This window comes from Chitinophaga barathri, assembly GCF_003807585.1.
Lineage (GTDB): Bacteria > Bacteroidota > Bacteroidia > Chitinophagales > Chitinophagaceae > Chitinophaga > Chitinophaga barathri.
Map to the genome: position 1 here is coordinate 658,293 of NZ_RMBX01000001.1, position 20,182 is coordinate 678,474.

The window sequence follows — 20,182 nt, forward strand, 5'->3', positions numbered from 1 at the left end:
TGTTAATCCCACAGCGGATGCTGCGGATATTTTGTTCCTGTTGTCACCGCGTCTATCTGCGCCTGCGGGATGGGGCGTACCACGTGGCGGGCCTGGATATTCTTCTGCCCGTCCGTATTGTGCAGCACCACACGGTCTATCAGCTGACCGGTACGCACCAGGTCGAACCAGCGGGTGAGCTCACCGCACAGTTCGCGGGAGCGTTCGTCCAGGAAAAAGTTGATGCTCAGGTCCGCAACCGTTACATCCATCTGTTGTGGGTTCGGATTGGGATAAGCCGCTCTTCTGCGCACCGCGTTGACAAACTCCAGCGCCTCTCCGGGGCGGCCATCCCTGTACAGCGCTTCAGCTGCGTTCAGGTAGGTCTCCGCAAGCCTCCACACGATCACGGGGCGGATAGAAGGATAGTTCATATCCGCGCGTTTGGTGTCGTAATATTTGATCATGGCCGGGGACATGGAAGTGTTGTACTTCCTCGGTGGTATGAGCGTGTAGGGGCTCGCCGCGATCTCCGCGTCGGTCTTGTTTATGCCAGGCATAAAGATGGCGGTATCCCCCACTTTGAATTTCGGGCCGCCGGCTACCGCGCCTGCGGGAGCGCCGGGAGGCAACGGGCTTGGCCATTTTGGTATCTTATTCGGATTATTGGCCAGCCAGGCTACCTGGAAGGTCTTTTGATAACGGGTATCTATCACTCTTTCCTTGAATACCGTGTCCGTCAGCCAGCGGGTAGGCACCACGCGGATGTACGGGCGGCCGTATTTCACATCGCGCTGCATACCATCAAGGTCTTCGTACTTTGGCACCCAGAGATGGTTCAGGATATTGTCGTGACCGCTGCTGTTGCCGGGGCCGTTATAAGGCAGGTTCGAGGTATGCTGAACGGTCCAGAGCACTTCGGAGTTCTCCTCGTTGCCTTCCGCGAACACTCTCCCGAAATCGTCCTGCAGGCGCAGGCCCGCGCCGGGCGCTACATTCCTGATCAGGTCCACGGCCACGGCGGCAGCGTTTTTGAAATCGTCCGGCTTGGCGTATTTGCCGCCCGCCCTGAACAGGTATACTTTCGAAAGCAGGTGCATAGCCGCCGCCTTATTGGTTTTGCCGGGCATCATGCCATCAGAGAAAGGCCCGGCGGGCAACAAGGGGATCGCTTCTGTAAGGTCCTTGATGATCTGGTTAAAAGCCACATCGCCGGTCTGTTTTTCAGCGGACGTTTTTGCGTCTGTCTGGAACTCGGTGTATACGGTGATGTCTTCAAACAGCTGCACCAGCACGAAATAATAGCTGGCGCGGAGGAATTTCACTTCCGCCACCATCCGGTCCCTTTTCTCCGGGTCCATGCCTTTCAGCTTCTCCCCCGCGGCAATCACGCCGTTGCAGTTATTGATGTACTGGTAACAGGGGCGCCACACGTTGTTCATCGTACCGGTAGTGGACGTATAGCCGCTGGCGTATTTGTTCATATCGTTGCTGCCGTCTTTCCCCGAAATAAATTCATCGGTGCCGGGCACGGTCATAAAGAAATAATCCATGGTTCCCCATACCGTGCGGCCGCCGGCGTAGCTGGCGTCGTAAGCCATCTGGAAGCCCTGCGCGGTTTCCAGGAATTCCGGCGTGATCACTGAATGCGGGGTTTCTTTCAGTTTATCCTGGCAGCCCGCTGCTGTAAGCGCGAGGGCAGTACCGAAACAAAACAATATCTTTTTCATACTAGCTTGTTTTAATCAGTTAAAAAGTCACGTTCACACCAAAGATCAGGGACCATGTGGGCGGCGTGTCCACCGCCAGCGCGCCTGCTGATTCAGGATCCAGTCCACCAAAATCGTTCACATAAGGAGAGAACAGGATGAAGGGGTCTTCCACGGTGGAATAAACCCTCAGGTTCTTCACGCCTATCCTGCGCGTAACGTTCGGCGCCAGGTTATACCCCAGCCCGATGCTCCTGATCTTCAGGTAGGAGCCGTCGAAATAGCTGAGGGTATTGGAGTTGGGGCTGTTCGTATTCGCCGCGTTCGGCCTGGGCCAGCGGTTCTCATGATTGGTGGGCGTCCAGTAGTTCACCGCCAGGTTGTTGTAATTGCTCTGGAAGGTGTTTGTAAACGATCCGCCGCTCCTGTGCATGTTGCTGATGAGCGTGCTGCCCATCCTTGCAAAAGCCGCCACGGTGAGGTCGAAACCTTTGTAGGTGAAACGGTTGGTCATGCCGCCTTCCCAATCCGGCTGGCCGCTGCCGAGTATCACACGGTCATCCGAAGTGCTGAGCTTTTTATTGCCGTCCGCATCTTCATAACGGATGTTGCCGATCACGGAGCCGGTGCCGGTAAGGGTTTGACCATATGCGCGGGCTGCCGCGGAATCTTCGGATGTATTCTGCCAGATGCCGATCCTGCGGAGGTCAAAAATGGAGCCGATGGGGTAACCCACGAACCAGTTATTGGAAATATCCCTGGTAACGCCGTCGGACAGTTCGGTGATCTTGCCGCGGTTGATCATGACGTTGAAGTCCGTGGTCCAGCCGAAGTCGTTGCGTGTTTTCGGAACGAAGTTCACGGTGTTCACCTGGAATTCTATCCCGAAGTTCTCCGTCTTACCTACGTTCAGGAGGATGGAGTTCGGAATGCCGGAAGTAGGCGGAAGGTTCTTGGGCAGCAGGAGGTCGCTGGTGAAAGCCTTATACACATCGATAGCACCGGAAATGCGGTTGTTGAACAACCCGAAATCCAGGCCTCCGTTCCAGGTGGTGGTATATTCCCAGGTCAGGTTTTTGTTGGGGATGCCGGCAAGGTATGCGCCTATTACCATGTTGTTGCTTCCATAATTGTACTTCACGTCCTGGAGGCTGCCAAGCGTCTGGTAGGGATTGATGGCGGTGTTGCCTGTTTTGCCGTAGCTGGCGCGCAGGCGGAGGTTGGAGAAGGTGGTATTGTCTTTCAGGAATTTCTCGTTGGTAATGTTCCAGGTCAAAGCCATGGACGGGAACAGCTTGAAATAGTTACCCGGCGCGAGACGGGAAGAACCATCGGACCGTACGGTGAGGGTCAGCAGATACCGGTCATCGAACCCGTAGTTCAGGCGGCCCATGTAGGAGATAATGGCCCATCTTTCCTGGTTGCCGTCTCCCGTAAGGTTGGAGCCGAATTGCGGGCCGAAGTATTGCAGGAAGTCCGCCGGCAGGTTCTGGTTGTTGAAGTTATTATCCTGGTAGTTGGATTGCTGGTAGCTGTACATGCCGGTAAGGTTCACGCGGTGTTTCTGCGCGAATATCTTGTCGTACGTGAGCAGGTTCTCCAGCGTATAATTGGAGGAAAAACGCGTGCGGTTGCTGGAGCGGGAAAGCGCGCCCAGGTTGTTCGTAGTATTGCTCGCATAAAAGTTGCCGTATACGTCCGAGCGGATCTCGATACCGGAGTTGAAGCGGTATTTCAGGCCGGGCAGGAATTCGTAGTCCAGGTAGAGGTTCGTGAAAGTGCCGAAACGTTTGCGCGTTTCAACAGCGGCGTCTTTCACAAAGTTAGCCAGCGGGTTCCAAACCTGGTTGGCATTGCCTTCCACGAAACCTACCAGGTTGCCGGCGGAATCGTAGGGCGTCGAAAGCGGGTTGGCTCTCAGGGCCTGGCCCATCGGGTTGGCGCCTTCGCCTTCTGTTACGCTATAGGTATTCAGGGAGCTGAGGCCTACTTTGAGACGGTCGCTGAAGTTCTGATCCACGCTGGCCTTTACGGTGAAACGTTCGAAGGACTGGCCGGGATAGATGCCCGTTTCCTTGAAGTAACCGCCTGAAATGGCGTACAGGGTAGATTCCGTACCGCCGGTAACGCTCACCTGGTGATTGGTGTTCATGCCGGTTTTATAGATGAGGTCCTGCCAGTCCGTACTGCGGCCCGTCCTTGCCGATTCTATCTCGTTCGGCGTAAACTCTTCGCCGGGATTGTTCAGGCGCGGATCGTCTATGCCGGTGTAGGGAGACGGGGAGCCCATAGCGCCCCAGTACTTCGCCCATTTCTTGAATGTGAAAAACTCTTCGCCGTTCATAACAGGGAATTTGCCACGGTTCTTCACCATACCATAATACCCCGAATAGTTCACCTGGGCTTTACCGATCTTACCGCGGCGGGTAGAGATCAGTATTACGCCGTTCGCGCCGCGTGAACCGTAAATGGCCGTTGCGGACGCATCTTTCAGCACTTCCACGGACGTCACGTCATCCAGGTTCAGGTCGTTGATATTGCCGTTGTAGGGGATGCCATCCACTACAAACAGGGGATCGTTCGAAGCGTTCAGCGAGCGGTTGCCACGGATAAGTATTTTAGGGGAAGAGCCGGGTTTGTTGTTGCCGCCGCTCTTCTGCACATCCACACCGGCGGCCTGGCCTTGCAAAGCCGCGCTGATGTTCGGCACCGGCGTGTTTTTGAGGGATTGCTCGTTGATGGAAACAATAGAGCCGGTAATGTCCGAACGTTTTTGTTTACCATAGCCCACTACGATCACCTCGTTGAGGTCCGCGTTGTTGGCCGTCAGCTGGATGATAAGGTTAGCCGGGGCTGTTGCGCCCAGCTTGATCTCATGTGTTACATACCCGATAAAGGAAATGCGGATGGTGCTGTTGGCGGGCACGTCGATGGAAAAGAGGCCGTTCGCATCGGTTGCTACACCTTTAGAGGTGCCTTTCAGCGCTACTGCCGCGCCGGGCAGCTTTTCCCCTGTAGCGCTTACGATCGTTCCTTTAACGGTGATCTGCTGCTCCTGGGCAAACAGGTGCGGTGGCAGCAATAAAGCCAGGAACAGTAACAGCAGGGATAACCCGCCGCGGCCCCGCCACAATGCATGGCAAGTAACATAATTCTTCATAACGGAATTTTTAAAAGTAAAAAGTGGGTGGAATGATCATGGGATTTCTGCTGAGTGCCCTTAAAGACGGGGCTCTGCTCCGGCAGGAATGATTCTTTATTTGTACAGTCAGCGTCATACAGTTTAGTTTATATGTTAGCTGTATGGGCGATAATACCGCGCGCATGGCGGATCATCATCCATACGGATGTCAATTACTGTAAACGTGACGGGTTGCCTTCAGGCAAGAGGTAAGCGGGAACAGACAAGCGGATGAAAACCGTTCGTGAAGGATATGGTCGGTCTTTGCCGGCGTGAGACGGTTATTTTATGGAAATAGCAGGCCCCTTCGGCATTGTAATGCCGCTCAACGCAGTCAGGTACGTGCTTGTATATATTTCCTGGATTAATTCCCGCTGAAGTCCGGGAAGTGATTTAACGTTTTCATACTCGTGGATTTAGAATTATCGTATCGGGCTACATACCAGTCGGTTCATCTCTCTGACGCCCTGCTGATATTGGTTGATCACTGCCCAGCGCAAACGTTTGCAGCCAAACAGCAAAAAATAAGCGTGTGATATACGCTTCAATACTCCGAATATCGGAAAAAAATGAACAGGTTGGGTGTTTGGGTTAATTTAGAGGAAGTATCGGGTAAAAAAAAGGAACCACTTGCGTGATTCCCCTGGCATTTGAGTATGTTAATATCCGCCTCAGCGGTTGAAATATTTGTTAACCGCATCGGTCCGGCTGCGGACGTGCAGCTTTTCGTAGATGTTGTGCACGTGCCGGCGCACGGTTTCGATGCTGATGAACAGGTTGCCTGCAATTTCTTTGTAGAGGAAACCTTTGCTCAGCTGGTCGAGAATTTCTTTTTCGCGGGAAGTAAGGGCTTCCAGCGCGGGGTTGGGTTTGGCCTGTTTCTGGAAATATGCCACCACCCTCCTGGCTATCTGGCTGCTCATCGGCGAGCCGCCGTCGTGCAGGTCGCGGATGGCGTCCAGCAGTTCACCGGGAGAGGTCTTTTTGAGAATGTACCCGCTGGCGCCTGCTTCCAGGGCCATAAAGATCTTATCATCGTCCTCGTATACGGTGAGCATCATGAATTGCATGTCAGGGAATTCCGCTTTGAGGCGAATGATGCATTCGATGCCATTCATACCGGGAAGGTTAAAGTCCATCAGCACCACGTTGGGTAACAATTGGGGTATTTTTTCCAGTGCATTTTCTGCATTGTTGAAAGCGCCAATACAAGCATATCCTTCTGAACCATTAATCAACAACTCCATGGCCTGACGGATATCATGATTGTCCTCAACAATAGCCACAGAGATGATATCCATGCTATTTTGTAGCTTTTTTTTCGAATATACCATCATTTCAGTTTAAAGTCATAACACCAAGATGTTATTAAAAGTAAATTTAGATCAATTTAATGGTATATCTAAGAAAACCGTTGTACCGTTTTGAGATATGATGTCCGCCTGCCCTCCTACCTGTTGCATGCGTTTCTCGATATTCTTCAGCCCGTTGCCGAACAGGCGTACCTTTTCGGGGTCAAAACCTTTTCCATTATCCTTGATCATAATCGTCATATTCTTAAAAACTTTCACCTCGATGATCACTTCGGAAGCCTGGGAATGTTTCACGACGTTGTGCATTGACTCCTTTACCGCGAGGTAAATATGCCTCCGCGTGCCGCCGCTCAGCTTCACATTGGGAATATTCTCCGGTATAATGAAGTGATGCTGGATATGCGCATGCTCCAGGAAATCGGCCGCAAAACTGCGCATATACGCGATCAGGTTCGCCAGCGAATCGTTCGAGGAGTTCATGGCCCAGATGATCTCGCTCATTTTGTCCACCAGCTCTCCCGCTGCTTCCGATATGCGTTCTATCTCTTTGGTCTGCCCCGTATCCTTGATCTTGCGTTTCGCGATTTCGCTCAGCAGGCGGATCGTGGAAAGACCCGAGCCAAGGTCATCGTGCATGTCGCTGGAAATACGCGCACGCTCCTGGTCCACCGCCTGTTCTTTCTCCAGCTTCAGCTTTTCGTTCCTGATCTTGTAATCCAGGTACAGCGCGGAGAAATAATAAGCGATGCCCAATACCAGCAGCAGCAGCAGGAACCTGAACCAGAGGCTTTGCCAGAACGGTATCCTGATCACGATCTGCAGGGTGGTGGGCTCTGTGTTCCACACCTCATCGTTGTTGCAGGCTTTTACTTTGAAGATATAATTACCCGGCCGCAGGTTCGTGTAACGGGCCATACTCTGGTTACCCGCCATCAGCCAGTCTTCATCCGCGCCTTCGAGCATGTACTGTACCTTGTTTTTCAAGGGGTTGGTAAATTCAAGGGGCACGTATTCAATGGCAATGGTATTCTGGTTGTAAGGCAGCTCTACTTTGTGCAGCAGCGATATCGCAGTGTCCGACTTAAACGGTTTGTCCAGCACCTCCAGCCGTTTGATGATCACCTTGGGCGTCCAGGGATTGTTTTTGAAGTTGCGGGGATAAAAACCCGTCACGCCGCGGATGCCGCCAAAGAACAGTTCGCCGTCCATGCTTTTGAAATAAGCGCCGGTGTTGAACTCGTTGCTTTGCAGCCCGTCCTCGAAGTTGTAGGTCACCAGGTTGTCCGCGTTCTGCCTGATCTGGGTGATGCCTTTGTTGTGACTGATCCAGATACCGTCTTTATCGTCCAGCAGCACGGCGTATACGAAGTCGCTCACCATGCCGGTGTAGTCGTAACTGTTGTAATGTTTCAGCCGGCGGTATTCTTCATCCAGCACCAGCAGCCCCTTATTCGTGGCCACCAGCAGCTGTTTGTGCGCGTTTTTGTTGAGCGATTTGATCTCTACGTCCCTCAGCCCCAGGTTGATCTGTATCCATTTGCTCTGGTCTGTTTTCCGGCAATACAGGCTCGCCTTGGTGCCTACGTACTGGTTGCCCCAGAAGTCTTCAAAAAAGCAGGTGAGCTGCTCGTCCGGGAAGCGGTGCACGATGGCCGCGGAGTATCCTTTATCGGTACTGGCGAATTTAAGGAGGTATTCGCCGTAGTTAAAATAGGTCTCGCCGTTCGGCCGCTTACTCACAAAAGGATGGATATCTTCCTGCACGGGCAGGCCCAGCGCCTGTACTTTGGTGGTGAGGTTGCGGAAGGTTTCGGATTTGACGTCGAACAGGCCGATGTTGCCTCTCATGAAATGGAACCACAGCGTTTCGTAGTCTTCACGGCAGATAGCGTGCAGGCTGTTGACCGGGAAAGTGCCGGGTTTCTCTTCGTTGGAAATACGTTTGAGGTATTTGCCGCCTTTTTCGTAGATGTCCAGGCCGTCCTGCAGCAGGCCGACATACAAACGGCCGTCGTCGTGTTTGTACACGGACTTCACGATGTTGTGGGAGATGCGGGGGGAGCGGTAGAGGGAAAATACCTTTTTGTTGGGGGCGTAGATCTTCAGCCCGTCCCCGTCTGTGCCTACCCACATATTGTCTCCCGCGTCGCGGTAAAGGGCGAGTATGCGGTTGAAGGAATTGGTTTCGAAGGTGTTGAAGCTGGTGATGTGGTTGGTGATCTCGTGGTTGGCGAAATTGAACACCAGCACGCCGTTGTTCCCTCCTATCCATGCGTTCCCGCGGCCGTCCAGCTCGATGGCGGTGGGCAGGAACGGTTCTTTTATCTCGTTTTCCATGGTGAAGGGAAGGTCCGTATACTTATTCCGTCTGGTATCGAAGATGGTGATATGACCGTTGCTGGCCACCAGCAGCGAATCGGTGTTCAGCACCTTGATCACGGGCCTGTCCGCCAGGGTGGGCAGGCAATAAGTGGTGAGCCGGGCGGTATGGATATCCATTTTCACCAGCTGCTCCTTCTCGAACACCATCCAGATATGATCGTCCTGTTTGACGAGCGCTTGCGCCATCATCTTGCGTTTCATGAAGGCGGGCGGGTACAGGATGATCTTTTTCAGTTCATATGTAATGTTGTCCAGCAGGTAAAGCCCTTTGGAAGGGCGCCATACCCAAAGGGTCTGGGTGGCCTGGTCTTCGCCGAGGATCTTGAATTTGGCCACAAAGTCCCGTTCCGCTTCGTTGACATAACCGGAATCCACGAATACGTCGCGGAAACTGTTTTTGTAACGGTCGTACAGGCTGATGCCGAGATTGTGGGCTACCAGGAGCTGGTTGCGGGCGTCGCGGTAAAAGGTGTGGTGCCGCGTGCCACTGAGGCCGAAGCTCTTGATAACGGCCCTTCCCTGCTGGGAAGCGGAACTGTATACCACACGTTCTTCCGGGCGGAGCGGATTTTTCTGAAAAGCGGGATTATAACGGTATTCGTTGAATACATACCCGTCGAACCGGTTTACCCCATCGAACGTGGAGATCCAGAGAAACCCTTCTTCATCCTGGATAAGGCTGTAAATGCTGCTTTGGGTCAACCCCCTGTCCACGCCGTAGGAATCGAAATTATACGTCCGTTCCTGCGCGGAGGCGGTTTGTATTAAGGCCAGGAACCAAAATAGGGCAAAGATGCTTATCTGAAGTGGTGAACGCATCAAGTAGATTAAAAGGGTATTAGCATGTTTGCGGTGAATGCAAATATATAATTCTACCTTACACTTTGTAACAAATTTGCATTTTTCTTATTTATTATTGCTACAAATTGATGTTTTATGAAATCCAGGGTTATCCTGTTCATCCTTTTTACCGCAATATTTGCAAACGCCCATGCCCAACGGATCTTCCACAAGATCGAGATCCTGACCACCGCGCCCATCAGCAGCATCCGCGGGCTGAGCGTGCCTTCAGACGAAGTGATCTGGGTATCCGGCACTCAGGGTAAGGCAGGGAGATCGGTAGACGGCGGCAAAAACTGGGAATGGTTCAGCATTCCCGGCTGCGACAGCTGCGATTTCCGTGATATAGAGGCCTTTTCGGCGGACCGGGCTGTGATCATGGGCATTGCCGAGCCGGCGCGGATCTTTCTCACCGAAGACGGCGGCAAAAACTGGAAACAGGTATACTTCAACGATACAAAAGGCATTTTCCTGGACGCGATGGACTTCTGGAATGAAAAAGAAGGAGTGATCGTAGGCGACGCGATAAACGGCCGTTTTAAAGGCCTGCGGACCAAAGACGGCGGCCTTTCCTGGCAGGACCTGGACATGCCCGAAGCGGCGGAAGGGGAAGCCTGTTTTGCCGCCAGCGGTACTACCCTGCGCGCTTTACCAAAGAAAAACACTTTCGCCATAGCGTCCGGCGGCGTAAAAAGCCGCTTTTTCCGGTACAGCGGCTCCCAATGGGCCGCTACAGAATGGCCGGCCACACAGGGCATTGCCTCCACCGGCATCTTTTCCTTCGCTTTTTATGGCACTAAAAACGGCGTGGCGGTAGGTGGTGACTATATGGATGCCAAACAGCAGAAAGGCAATTGCCTGGTGACATCAGACGGTGGCGTCACCTGGGCCGCTCCCCGACAGGCACCCCGGGGTTACCGCTCCGCGGTGGAGTACCGGGACCGTAATTGGGTGATAGCCACAGGCCCTACCGGCACAGACCTGTCCACGAACGGCGGGCAAACCTGGGACGCACTGGCAGATGAAGGTTTTCATGCAGTCAGAAAAGCCAAAAAAGGGAATCAAATATACCTGGCCGGCGGGAAAGGCAGGATCGCGGTATGGCGGATCACGCAATAACAGTGAATACAAATCAATCGTTAACAGGTAAAATAAAAGTACCGGGAAGATGCGGAAAGATCAGCCGGGAATTGCAAATCAGTTGTTAAGGAAAAGGCGCCCTGGAAAGGAGCGCCTGGAGTTTAATACGCTTATTGTATCACAACCGGAACAATAGGTTAAAGCAAAAAGTACATATACTTACAAGTTACTTGATCTCACTGCAATATTTTGGTAGAAGTTCGCCAAGGCGCGGATTTTTTTTGTGAAAGGGGGAAATACCCCGTTTAATGCAGGAAAAAAATAATTTTTGATTAATTTAGATTGAATCCGGCCTCAGGGCCAGGGGTATTATTAAGAAAAAGAAACAGATCGGCGCGATGCAAGTGGCAACATCATCGGGTAAATACTCGGTAAAACATTATCCGGACACAATTCAAACGTGGAAAAAGGAAGGAAACTACTTTTATTTCTATACCTCCACTACAATCCTCGAACTGCGGGTGATTTCGGACAAGATCGTCCGATTCAGGTATGCGGCGGACGGGCAGTTCCAGCGGGACTTCTCCTACGCGCTCAGTGAAAAACTGGAAGAATCCCCGGAATATTTCGAGATCCGCGAATGGGCGGATTCCTTTGAGATCATCACCACCGCTATCCGCGTATTTGTAGCGCGGGAAAACCTGCGGATCACTATTACAGATATAGAGGGGCGTATCATCAACCAGGACGAAACCGGCTTTCACTGGCAATATTACCTCCAGAAAGGCGGCAAGATCGTATACTGTACCAAACTCATCCAGGAAGGAGAATCTTTCTACGGCCTGGGTGACAAACCCACCGATCTGAACCTGCGCGGCAAACGCGTGGAAAATTTCGGTACGGATGCTTACGGTTACAGCAAGGACACCGATCCGCTGTACCGCAACATCCCCTTCTATTACGGTCTTCACAACGGTATTGGTTATGGCATTTTCTTCGACAATACCTTCCGCACCCTCTTCGATTTCGGCAAAGAAAGAGACGATGTGAGCAGCTTCTGGGCACGCGGCGGCGAAATGAACTACTATTTCATTTACGGCCCCGAATTGCTGAAAGTTGCGGAATCCTACGCCCGCATCACCGGCACGGCAGAGCTGCCGCCGCTGTGGGCGCTCGGTTACCACCAGTGCCGCTGGAGTTATTTCCCGGATACCAAAGTAAAAGATATCGCAAAAACCTTCCGGGACAAGGGCATCCCCTGCGATGCGCTGTACCTGGACATTGACTATATGGAAGGGTTCCGCTGCTTCACCTGGAGCAAGGAATATTTTCCCGATCCCAAAGGGCTGCTGGCCGGCCTCGCGGCGGACGGGTTCAAAACCGTGGTGATCATCGATCCCGGCATCAAAGTGGACCCGGATTATCCTGTTTACCAGGAGCTGGTGCAGAAAGGTTACGCCTGCAAACGCGCGGACGGCGCGCCGATGGAAGGTGACGTGTGGCCCGGTAAATGTGTATTCCCCGACTTCACCGATCCCAAAGTGCGGGACTGGTGGAGCGGCCTCTTCAAAGACCTTACAGCAAACGGCGTGCGCGGCGTATGGAACGATATGAACGAACCGGCGGTATTTGAGCTGGGTACGTTCCCCGAAGACGTGCGTCACGACTACGACGGCGAAAATGTAAGCCACCGCAAGGCGCACAACGTATACGGCCACCTCATGAGCAAAGCCACGGCGGCGGGCCTCAAAAAACACCTGATGCCCCACCGCCCCTTCGTGATCACCCGCTCCGCCTACTCCGGCACACAGCGCTGGAGTTCTGTCTGGACGGGAGACAACATCGCTTCCTGGGAACATCTCTGGCTGGCTTCCGTGCAATGCCAGCGCCTCTCCGTTTCCGGTCTTTCCTTTGCCGGCAGCGACATCGGCGGCTTCATCGGCGAGCCGGACGGCGAACTGTACACCCGCTGGATACAGCTGGGCACATTCCACCCGCTGATGCGTACACACTCGGCCAGCAACGAAACCGGCTTTGACCAGGATCCGTGGAGCTTTGGCCCCGAATATGAAGCCATCGTAAAATCGTTTATCCAGCTCCGTTACAGGCTGCTGCCATATATCTACACCACTTTCTGGCAATACGCCGCCTATGGCACGCCTATGTTGCGGCCGCTGGCGTTCGTAGCGCAGGAAGACCCGGAAACCCATGACCTCAATCATGAATGGATGCTGGGAGACAGCCTGCTGATCAGCCACGTTAGCGAAGCAGGCATGAAATCCAAATCCGTATACCTTCCGGAAGGCACCTGGTATTATTATTTCAACGACCAGCGATTCACCGGCGGCCAGGCTGTAACGGTGCCCACACCGCTCGCGGAAATGCCGCTGTTTGTAAAAGGCGGCTCCGTGGTATCGCAGTATCCTGACATGGAATATGTAGGCCAGAAAAAGATCATGGAAATGATCCTCCAGGTATATCATGGAGAAGGCACCACGCACAGCATCCTCTACGAAGATGCCGGCGATCATTATGCTTACAAAACCGGGCAGTACAACCTTGTGCGTTTCAAACAGACCTCCGATGCGCAGCAGTTCCGCCTGAAGAAAAAGTTTGTGGGCCGCTACGATATGGACTATACCCATCACCGCGTACGCGTGCACGGACTGCCTTTTACGCCGAAAGAATATATACTGGACGGCGCTGTCCAGCCCCTGCTGCCCGCGCATTTTGTACAGGGCGTTGTGGAGCTGCACCTGGAAAGGAAATTCGAGGAGCTGATACTCAGGTAATCTGAACAGCTGAAAACTATGATACTATACTGAAACGGGACCAATATGGTCCCGTTTTTTATGCCTTCCTAAAAAATGTTTGTCTGTTAAAAACCAATCTTCTATATTTGTCTACAAGATTGGTAGACTAATTAAAGACTTTATGCATCACCTGAACTGGATTGCACTCTCCATTGGCGGTTTCCTGTTCTTTATCGGGCTGGAATACCTTGTTTCGCGAAGAACGGGGAAGAACTATTTCCAATTTGCGGAATCTATTGCCAACCTGAACATTGGTATCGCGGAAAGACTGCTGGATATCTTTGTAACGGGTTTATTTTATTTCTTTTTCGACTACATCTACCGTCATTTCGCGATATGGGACATCAGGCCGAACTGGGCGACCTGGTTCCTGCTGTTCCTCGCTACAGACCTGGTATGGTACTGGTATCACCGGCTGGCGCACGAGGTGAACGTCCTGTGGGCAGCGCATGTAGTGCATCACCAGAGCGAGGATTTTAACTATACGGTGTCCGCCCGCATCACCGTATTCCAGGCGGCGGCGCGCTGCCTGTTCTGGTCCGTGTTGCCGCTGATAGGCTTCCCTCCCGCTATGATTACAGCATTGCTGCTGGTGCACGGCCTGTACCCGTTTTTTATTCATACGCAAACCATCGGCAGGCTGGGCATCCTGGAATATTTTATGGTGACGCCCTCCCATCACCGCGTACATCATTCATCCAACGAAAAGTACCTCGACAAAAACTATGGCGATGTACTGATCATCTGGGATAAGATGTTCGGCACCTTTGTGAGGGAAGACGAAAAAGAACCTTGTGTATACGGCCTTACCACGCCGCTGAAAAGCCATAGTTTTCTCTGGCAGCAGTTCCACTTCATGCTGGAGCTGGGCACGGCCTTCCGCCGCGCTACCAGCTGGAAACAGCGATGGAACGTGATATTCGGCAAACCGGATGATATCGATCCTGCTATCCGCGGGCAGCTGGAAGATATCTGGCTGCGGAAAACCGAGAGCCGCAAACAAACAAAAGGGCAGCGTATCTATATCATTATACAAACGGTGATCAGCATCAGCCTCCTGTTTGTGGTGAGCCTGCTGGAAGCGTATATACCCGCGGGGCTGGCGGTTTTTATTGTACTGTTTATACTGATCAGCCTCGTCAATACCGGGGCAATACTGGAACAAAAGAAATGGTTCTTTTACCTGGAATATGCGCGGATGCTCTTGCTGGCGGTTACCTGCATGCTGTATTTCCAGCACCTGTATGTATTTGTGAGCGTATTGATCTTCGTGGGGCTGCTTACATTTTATTTCTCAAAGATCGAAGAATCCTTCAAACGCTGGCTTTTCCAGCGCATCCATTAAAATAAATGTCGCGTGGCCGAGGGGTTAGGTAAAGGCCTGCAAAGCCTTTCACGGTGGTTCGATTCCACCCGCGGCTATCCAGCCATTAAAATGAAAAAGAGGAAGATCACTCATCTTCCTCTTTTTTTGTGCGCTGATTGGCATAATATTTAAGCCGTTATGGGCATGACTAATATCCGGATCATCCGTGACCAGTTATTGAGAGGCAGGAAAACAGTGGCGGTGGCGGAAAGCGTAACGGCGGGGCTTTTACAGTTCAGGCTGGCGGGTGCTGAAGATGCGGCGCAGTTTTTCCAGGGCGGCATTACAGCGTATAACCTGGGGCAGAAATACCGGCATCTGCGTGTGGAACCTATTCACGCGCAGAGTTGCAATTGTGTGGATGAACAGGTGGCGATAGAAATGGCGAAAAATGTATGCAGGCTGTTCTGCAGTCAATGGGGCCTCAGCATTACAGGCTACGCCACACCGGTGCCAGAGTCGGACAACAGGCTGTATGCCTGGTATGCCATTACGCAAGGGGATGAACTATTGCTGTCTCAACAGCTGCACGCCACATCGGCTACACCTTCGGCGGTACAGGAATGGTATGCGGAGATGGCGTTGTCCGCATTCGCCAATATCCTGACTTACGGGCACTAATGCGGAATTCCGGCGTGGGGCACGTTTTCCACATTCTATGCATTTTTTAACTCATTGCACCAGTTACAGCAACCTCGGCGTTTTTTATGAACTCGCGTTCCCGCTGTCACAACATTTTCCGTTTGGTGTTTGCCGGGTCCAGGATGCCGTTCACCAGCTTCTTCCATTGAAAATGCGAGTAGCCCATCATGGCGGCGGTTGCAGTAAAAAAATTCCTGATCTTATCCCATACTTTCCGCACCGCGGTATTCGGCACTTCGTTTCTTCCATACACACCGGCTTTTACTTCGCGGCCTTTCAGCTCCACCATAAACGAACTGGTGGCATATTGCTTAAAGAAATGGGAAATACGCCCTTTGGGCTGCCCGGGACGGGCTGCGGGCCTCACGCGCATGATAAAGGAAAACGATGCGTCCGGCACATAGATCTGTTCCCGTATATCTTCCACCATTACCCAGTCAAACCCCGCTCCTTCGCGGCTGCCCGGGCCTGGTACATTGATGCGGATATAATCGCCGGGAACGGCCGTCCGGTCCTGGGGCAGGCCTTCCCCGCTGATAAGCTGGAATGATGCGCCGCCGTTGCCGCAGAACTCTTTCCATTTATTGACCGATAATAACCGGTTCATAGCTTTTTCGAACAGGAGCCGCGCCTGGTCTTTGCTGGGGAGTATAATGGACTGGCAGTCATTTGTACTGTTGCCGGTCAGTTGCGGCGGGATGGCGAGTGTAATGTCTATAGTTTCCATACATCCTTCTTTCATTCATAAAAAGAGAAAACTATGCCATAAAACAGCCCTGGCCATGAAAGCGGCAAAAAAATGCCGGGAATAGACATTCCCGGCTACACATCCAAAATCTAAATAATGCTTATGATAAAAGGATATAAATGCATTCATATACCGCCAATTGCCATCCGCCCGAAGGCCGGCATTGCGCCCACAGCTACCGGAAAGTTCTTGCAACGGTAGTTCGCTGGCCGGGCACACGGTTGAATACGGTCCCGGTTATAACACCGCAGGGGAGTATAAAAATGATATTTGTTCCAGGTGGAAGTTGATTTCCAGGCCAAGAAACACTCAAATCAGTTATGAGAAAACAAGCAGGGCCCCGGAATGAGATTTTAACCGGCTAAAGTGCAGGATTGGACAGCTCAATTTTTCCACCGTTGATCGCTGCGTGAATGTGCTGTGTATCATATCGTAACAGCTTCTCCAGTACGGCATGCAGCACCTTTGGCTCCACGGGTTTTCGAATGTACCCGTCCATGCCGAGGCGGATATATTCCTGCTCCTGCTCTTTAAATGCATCGGAAGAAACGGCTACTACGGGGATGTGTTGCAACTGATGGTCTTTACGGAGATACAGGAAAGTATCGCGCCCGCTCATCACGGGCATGTGAAGGTCCATAAGAATGACGTCAGGTTTCAGGCTGCGCGTCATTTCGATGCCTTCCGCTCCGTCGTGGGCAAACCATACCTGTGTAATGCCCAGGCGGGCGAGAAAATGTTTCATGATGGTGTGATCGATATCGTTATCGTCCATCACCAGTATTTTGGAATCGGGGGGAAGATTGGGAAGTTCATTTGCAGGCGCTGGCAGCTCCTGTATCTCTTCGCTCACCAGCAGCGGCAGTGTGATAAGGAAATTACTGCCTTCGCCGGGAGTACTGCTCACGCGAAGGTTCCCTCCCATTGTTTCAGCTTTTCGTTTGGCAATGGCCAGCCCCAGGCCGCTGCCGCCCAGCTGGCGGTACAGCTCGCCGCCCTGTTCGAAAGGCTCGGAAATGGCGTCTATCTGGTCGTCTGTAATGCCTCTGCCTTCGTCGCATACCTGCAGGAACAGCGTGGTTTGTTTATGAAAACAGCGCACGCGGATGTTTTTGCCGGCGGAAGTAAATTTCAGTGAGTTGGAAAGGAGATTGTTCACCACCTGGCCGAGCATCATTTTGTCGCAGAGGATCATCTCCGGGAAACGGCTGTCTATCTCCAGGTGAATAAGGATGGATTCTTTGCTGGCGATGCTCTGGTATATGCTCACGGTATGCCTGAGCCATTCTTTCAGGGAGAAAGGTTCCGGCCTCAGTTCATCGGTAGTTCCTGCTTCGATCTTTGACAATTCTAAAACACTGTTTACGAGTTCCATAATATTGTGGCTCACCGCATTCATACTGCGTGCCATTTGCCGTGCCTGTACTCCTGTGGCGTTGTCCAGCCTGCTCAGCTCATCGCTCAGCAGTTCGCTCAAACCGGCAAGGGTGTTCAAAGGCGTTCTTATTTCATGGCTCAGTTCGCTGATGAACTGGGTTTTGGCTGTGTTGGCTTTAATCAGGGCAAAGGTACGTTCCCGCACGATCTGTTCCAGCTCTTTATTATATTTTTCCAGTTCCCTGCGCTGCCGCTCTATTTCCCTGCGGCTGCCCGAAAGCGAGATGTTGCGGCTCCGCAGCGCCCGCAGCAGGTCCATGATATTGTCCTGGTACAGGCTAATGGCTAAATAGTTGAGGTACAGCACTACCGGCATCACCATCCAGCGGTAGATGTTCTGGGTGGTCTGGCTTAACGGTAGCGGTTCTACGAGGTGAAAGTAATAAATAAATTCAAGGATAACGAGGCAGATAATTGGCATGGAAGCACATACGATGCGTGGCGCTTTTTCCTGCGGGCGCCAGATGAGCAGGGCTACGCTCATCATGAACACCGCAAGCAGCTGCACTTCCGTGACTCTCCCAAGGATGCTGCCATAATACAGGATCACGAGAATGTACAAAACGTGTAACCCTATCCGTGATACCGTATATCTCTGCCTCCCGTTGAGCCAGATGGTGGCAAAAAAAGCGGGACAGAAAAAACAAACGGCGGGAATGAGTATCAGCATCGAATGCAGCAGGAGGTAAAACGAAATGCCATACACGGCAACAAGCACGCCGGAGGCGAAGCTCACCACGTTCACGACTTTAATTCTTCTTGCTTCTTCTTTTCCTGAAATCTGCAGAATACCTGTCCTGTATACCTGCTGCATACGGGCACGGAATGATTGGGATAAAAAACGCGTCATCACGAATAGGTTTAAAAAACAAACAGCTTGGAATAATGATGCCCGGCCAATTTCAACGGTTTTTCATTTCACAGGCCGGGATCTGGTGATTCGGCCGGGTTGCAATTTAGTTTTGGTCAAATAGTCCAAATGGGTGGATACGATCGGTACTAAAAATAAAAAATTCTGTCCTGACGTGGTATATACGTATTAAGTGCTAAAACGGATTTATTCTTTTCCTTTCTTCTTTTTGCCGCCTGTGGCTGCTTCGTGCGGCAGGGGCGTGCTCTGGGATTTAGGCCGGTTGCCGATCACGGAATTGCTAAACTCTCCCCTTTCATAGGTTTCACGCATCATTGTGCCGTCTTCATCATACACTTTCCACTCGCCATGTTTTACGGAATAACCTTTCCGCGTTACTTCCGTCAGGTTCTCCTGTCCGCTCACGGGGTCTATCACCACGATGGTGTCTTTCTGCCCGTCGATGTCCACGGACAGCATATTGCCTACGGCGCTGACCCTGCCATTGGGGTAAAAATATTTACAAAGGCCATCCAGTACGCCGTTCTTGAAGGTTTCTTCCGCCATGATATCACCATCGGGGGTATATTTTTTCCAGATGCCTTCCCTGCGGTCGTTTTTATAAATGCCTTCCCAGCTGTATCCGGGCTCGCCGCGGATAGACGGCACCTGTTCCACCCATGGGCCCTGTTTACGTTTTTTGGCATCCGTCTGGTTGGCAGCGGTTTGAGCGGAGGCCAGCAGTGCAAAGCAGCTGCAAATGATGAGTAAGCATATTTTTTTCACAGGAGGAATGGATTTATGATCACAAATTAATCTTTTTCTTCAAATGATAAAGGCCCCGTGTATATCCGGGGCCTTTTATCTTGGAAAATTCAGGTTTTAATGTTTATCGTCTCAACGTCATAGTTGGCAGTTTTGTATCCTTATTCCGTTCTATTTTAACGTCCGTGACGGTAGTATCCCTGTACCCGTTGCCGGCGTTCACAAATACGCTGTAAGTACCTGTTTTGAGGCCGCGTACTTTAAACTCGCCCTGCCTGCCGGGTATGGCGTAGAGGGAATCGAGGCTGTTGAAAACGGTGATAACGGCCTGTGCGTCTGTGGGTAATACTTTACCGGACACAGAGCCGGTCTGGCGTACGGTCCATACATGGATGACCGGTTTGAGGATAAATTTGCCCCTGCTCACCTGGATGATAGAGCGCTGAACGTCGAAGTCGAGCCAGAGCTGGAGGTTGTCCGGGGTGATTTCGTCCCATTCTTCGTGCCTTACTTTGATCAGGATTTTCACCTGTCCATTGATGGATTTAAGCGGATAGGTTATGCTGTCTTTAACGAGTGAATTGTTGGGGCCGAGGGTGATACGGATCTTTTCGATGCGGCCTTTGCGGATAACGCCGTTTGCCAGGCTGGTGTCCACACCATTGCGGAGTTGCAGCAGATCGTATATACCGGGGTTGATGCCGAGGGTATCCCAAACGTCGCAATCCTTGTCTTTGTCTTTATCTTTCCAGTCTTCCCACCAGCCGCAGCGGTCGCGGTCATCCCAGCGGTCGTCATCGTCATTGCGGTCTCCATTGCCGCGATTGCAGGTATCCACGAGCACTTCCACCCGCTGGATGTCAATCATAACTTTGTCGAAAAGGCCGGGGTCGTCCGTCAGCATGAGGCTCACCTTTTGCATACCTTCGGGTACCGCCTGGGGCTCAGCCGAATTGTTTTTTGTACATGCGTAAATAATAACGGAAAGGGTGCCCAACAACAACACCGGCAGGCCCATTTTACGGAACATGTTTTTCATAATAAAGAATGGTTTAAGAGTGATAGTTTTTCAACCCG

General features: G+C 52.0%; 12 protein-coding genes and 1 tRNA gene. 5 read left to right on the forward strand and 8 right to left on the reverse strand.

Annotated elements, in window-relative coordinates:
* Positions 1–2: 2 nt before the first annotated feature.
* From EG028_RS02365 to EG028_RS02380, 4 genes are all read right to left on the reverse strand, one after another.
* A complete protein-coding gene (locus tag EG028_RS02365; protein WP_120514440.1) occupies positions 3–1,709 on the reverse strand; it encodes a RagB/SusD family nutrient uptake outer membrane protein in 1,707 nt (568 codons plus the stop codon).
* A 19-nt stretch (positions 1,710–1,728) separates the two neighbouring features.
* A complete protein-coding gene (locus EG028_RS02370; protein ID WP_120514441.1) occupies positions 1,729–4,848 on the reverse strand; it encodes a SusC/RagA family TonB-linked outer membrane protein in 3,120 nt (1,039 codons plus the stop codon).
* A gap of 692 nt (positions 4,849–5,540) precedes the next feature.
* Complete coding sequence (locus EG028_RS02375) at positions 5,541–6,170, reverse strand: response regulator transcription factor (RefSeq protein WP_241559037.1); 630 nt, start codon at positions 6,168–6,170, stop codon at positions 5,541–5,543.
* A gap of 84 nt (positions 6,171–6,254) precedes the next feature.
* The gene (locus EG028_RS02380; protein ID WP_120514443.1) at positions 6,255–9,383 is read right to left on the reverse strand and encodes a ligand-binding sensor domain-containing protein; all 3,129 of its coding nucleotides are present in this window, start codon (positions 9,381–9,383) and stop codon (positions 6,255–6,257) included.
* Between the two features lie 117 nt (positions 9,384–9,500).
* Between EG028_RS02380 and EG028_RS02385 the strand changes: the two genes are divergently transcribed.
* The 5 genes from EG028_RS02385 to EG028_RS02405 all read left to right on the forward strand — a co-directional run bounded on the left by EG028_RS02385 (position 9,501) and on the right by EG028_RS02405 (position 15,284).
* A complete protein-coding gene (locus EG028_RS02385; protein WP_120514444.1) occupies positions 9,501–10,523 on the forward strand; it encodes a beta propeller repeat protein in 1,023 nt (340 codons plus the stop codon).
* Positions 10,524–10,882: 359 nt separating this feature from the next.
* Positions 10,883–13,276 (forward strand): glycoside hydrolase family 31 protein, encoded by a 2,394-nt coding sequence (locus EG028_RS02390; protein WP_120514445.1) that lies wholly within the window; start codon positions 10,883–10,885, stop codon positions 13,274–13,276.
* A gap of 142 nt (positions 13,277–13,418) precedes the next feature.
* Positions 13,419–14,642 carry a sterol desaturase family protein gene (locus EG028_RS02395; protein ID WP_120514446.1) on the forward strand — a complete coding sequence of 408 codons (1,224 nt, stop codon included), beginning with the start codon at positions 13,419–13,421 and terminating at the stop codon, positions 14,640–14,642.
* Between the two features lie 6 nt (positions 14,643–14,648).
* Positions 14,649–14,723, forward strand: a tRNA-Cys gene (locus EG028_RS02400).
* 84 nt (positions 14,724–14,807) lie between these two features.
* Positions 14,808–15,284 carry a CinA family protein gene (locus EG028_RS02405; protein WP_162946218.1) on the forward strand — a complete coding sequence of 159 codons (477 nt, stop codon included), beginning with the start codon at positions 14,808–14,810 and terminating at the stop codon, positions 15,282–15,284.
* A 106-nt stretch (positions 15,285–15,390) separates the two neighbouring features.
* Here the strand turns inward: EG028_RS02405 and EG028_RS02410 are convergent, their stop codons facing one another.
* The 4 genes from EG028_RS02410 to EG028_RS02425 form a co-directional block, all read right to left on the reverse strand.
* Positions 15,391–16,032 (reverse strand): hypothetical protein, encoded by a 642-nt coding sequence (locus EG028_RS02410; RefSeq protein WP_123864526.1) that lies wholly within the window; start codon positions 16,030–16,032, stop codon positions 15,391–15,393.
* A gap of 382 nt (positions 16,033–16,414) precedes the next feature.
* A complete protein-coding gene (locus EG028_RS02415) occupies positions 16,415–18,340 on the reverse strand; it encodes an ATP-binding protein (protein ID WP_120514449.1) in 1,926 nt (641 codons plus the stop codon).
* Between the two features lie 207 nt (positions 18,341–18,547).
* The gene (locus EG028_RS02420; RefSeq protein WP_120514450.1) at positions 18,548–19,126 is read right to left on the reverse strand and encodes a toxin-antitoxin system YwqK family antitoxin; all 579 of its coding nucleotides are present in this window, start codon (positions 19,124–19,126) and stop codon (positions 18,548–18,550) included.
* 103 nt (positions 19,127–19,229) lie between these two features.
* Positions 19,230–20,144, reverse strand: a complete 915-nt coding sequence (locus EG028_RS02425; protein WP_120514451.1) for a DUF4382 domain-containing protein — start codon at positions 20,142–20,144, stop codon at positions 19,230–19,232.
* Positions 20,145–20,182 lie beyond the last annotated feature (38 nt).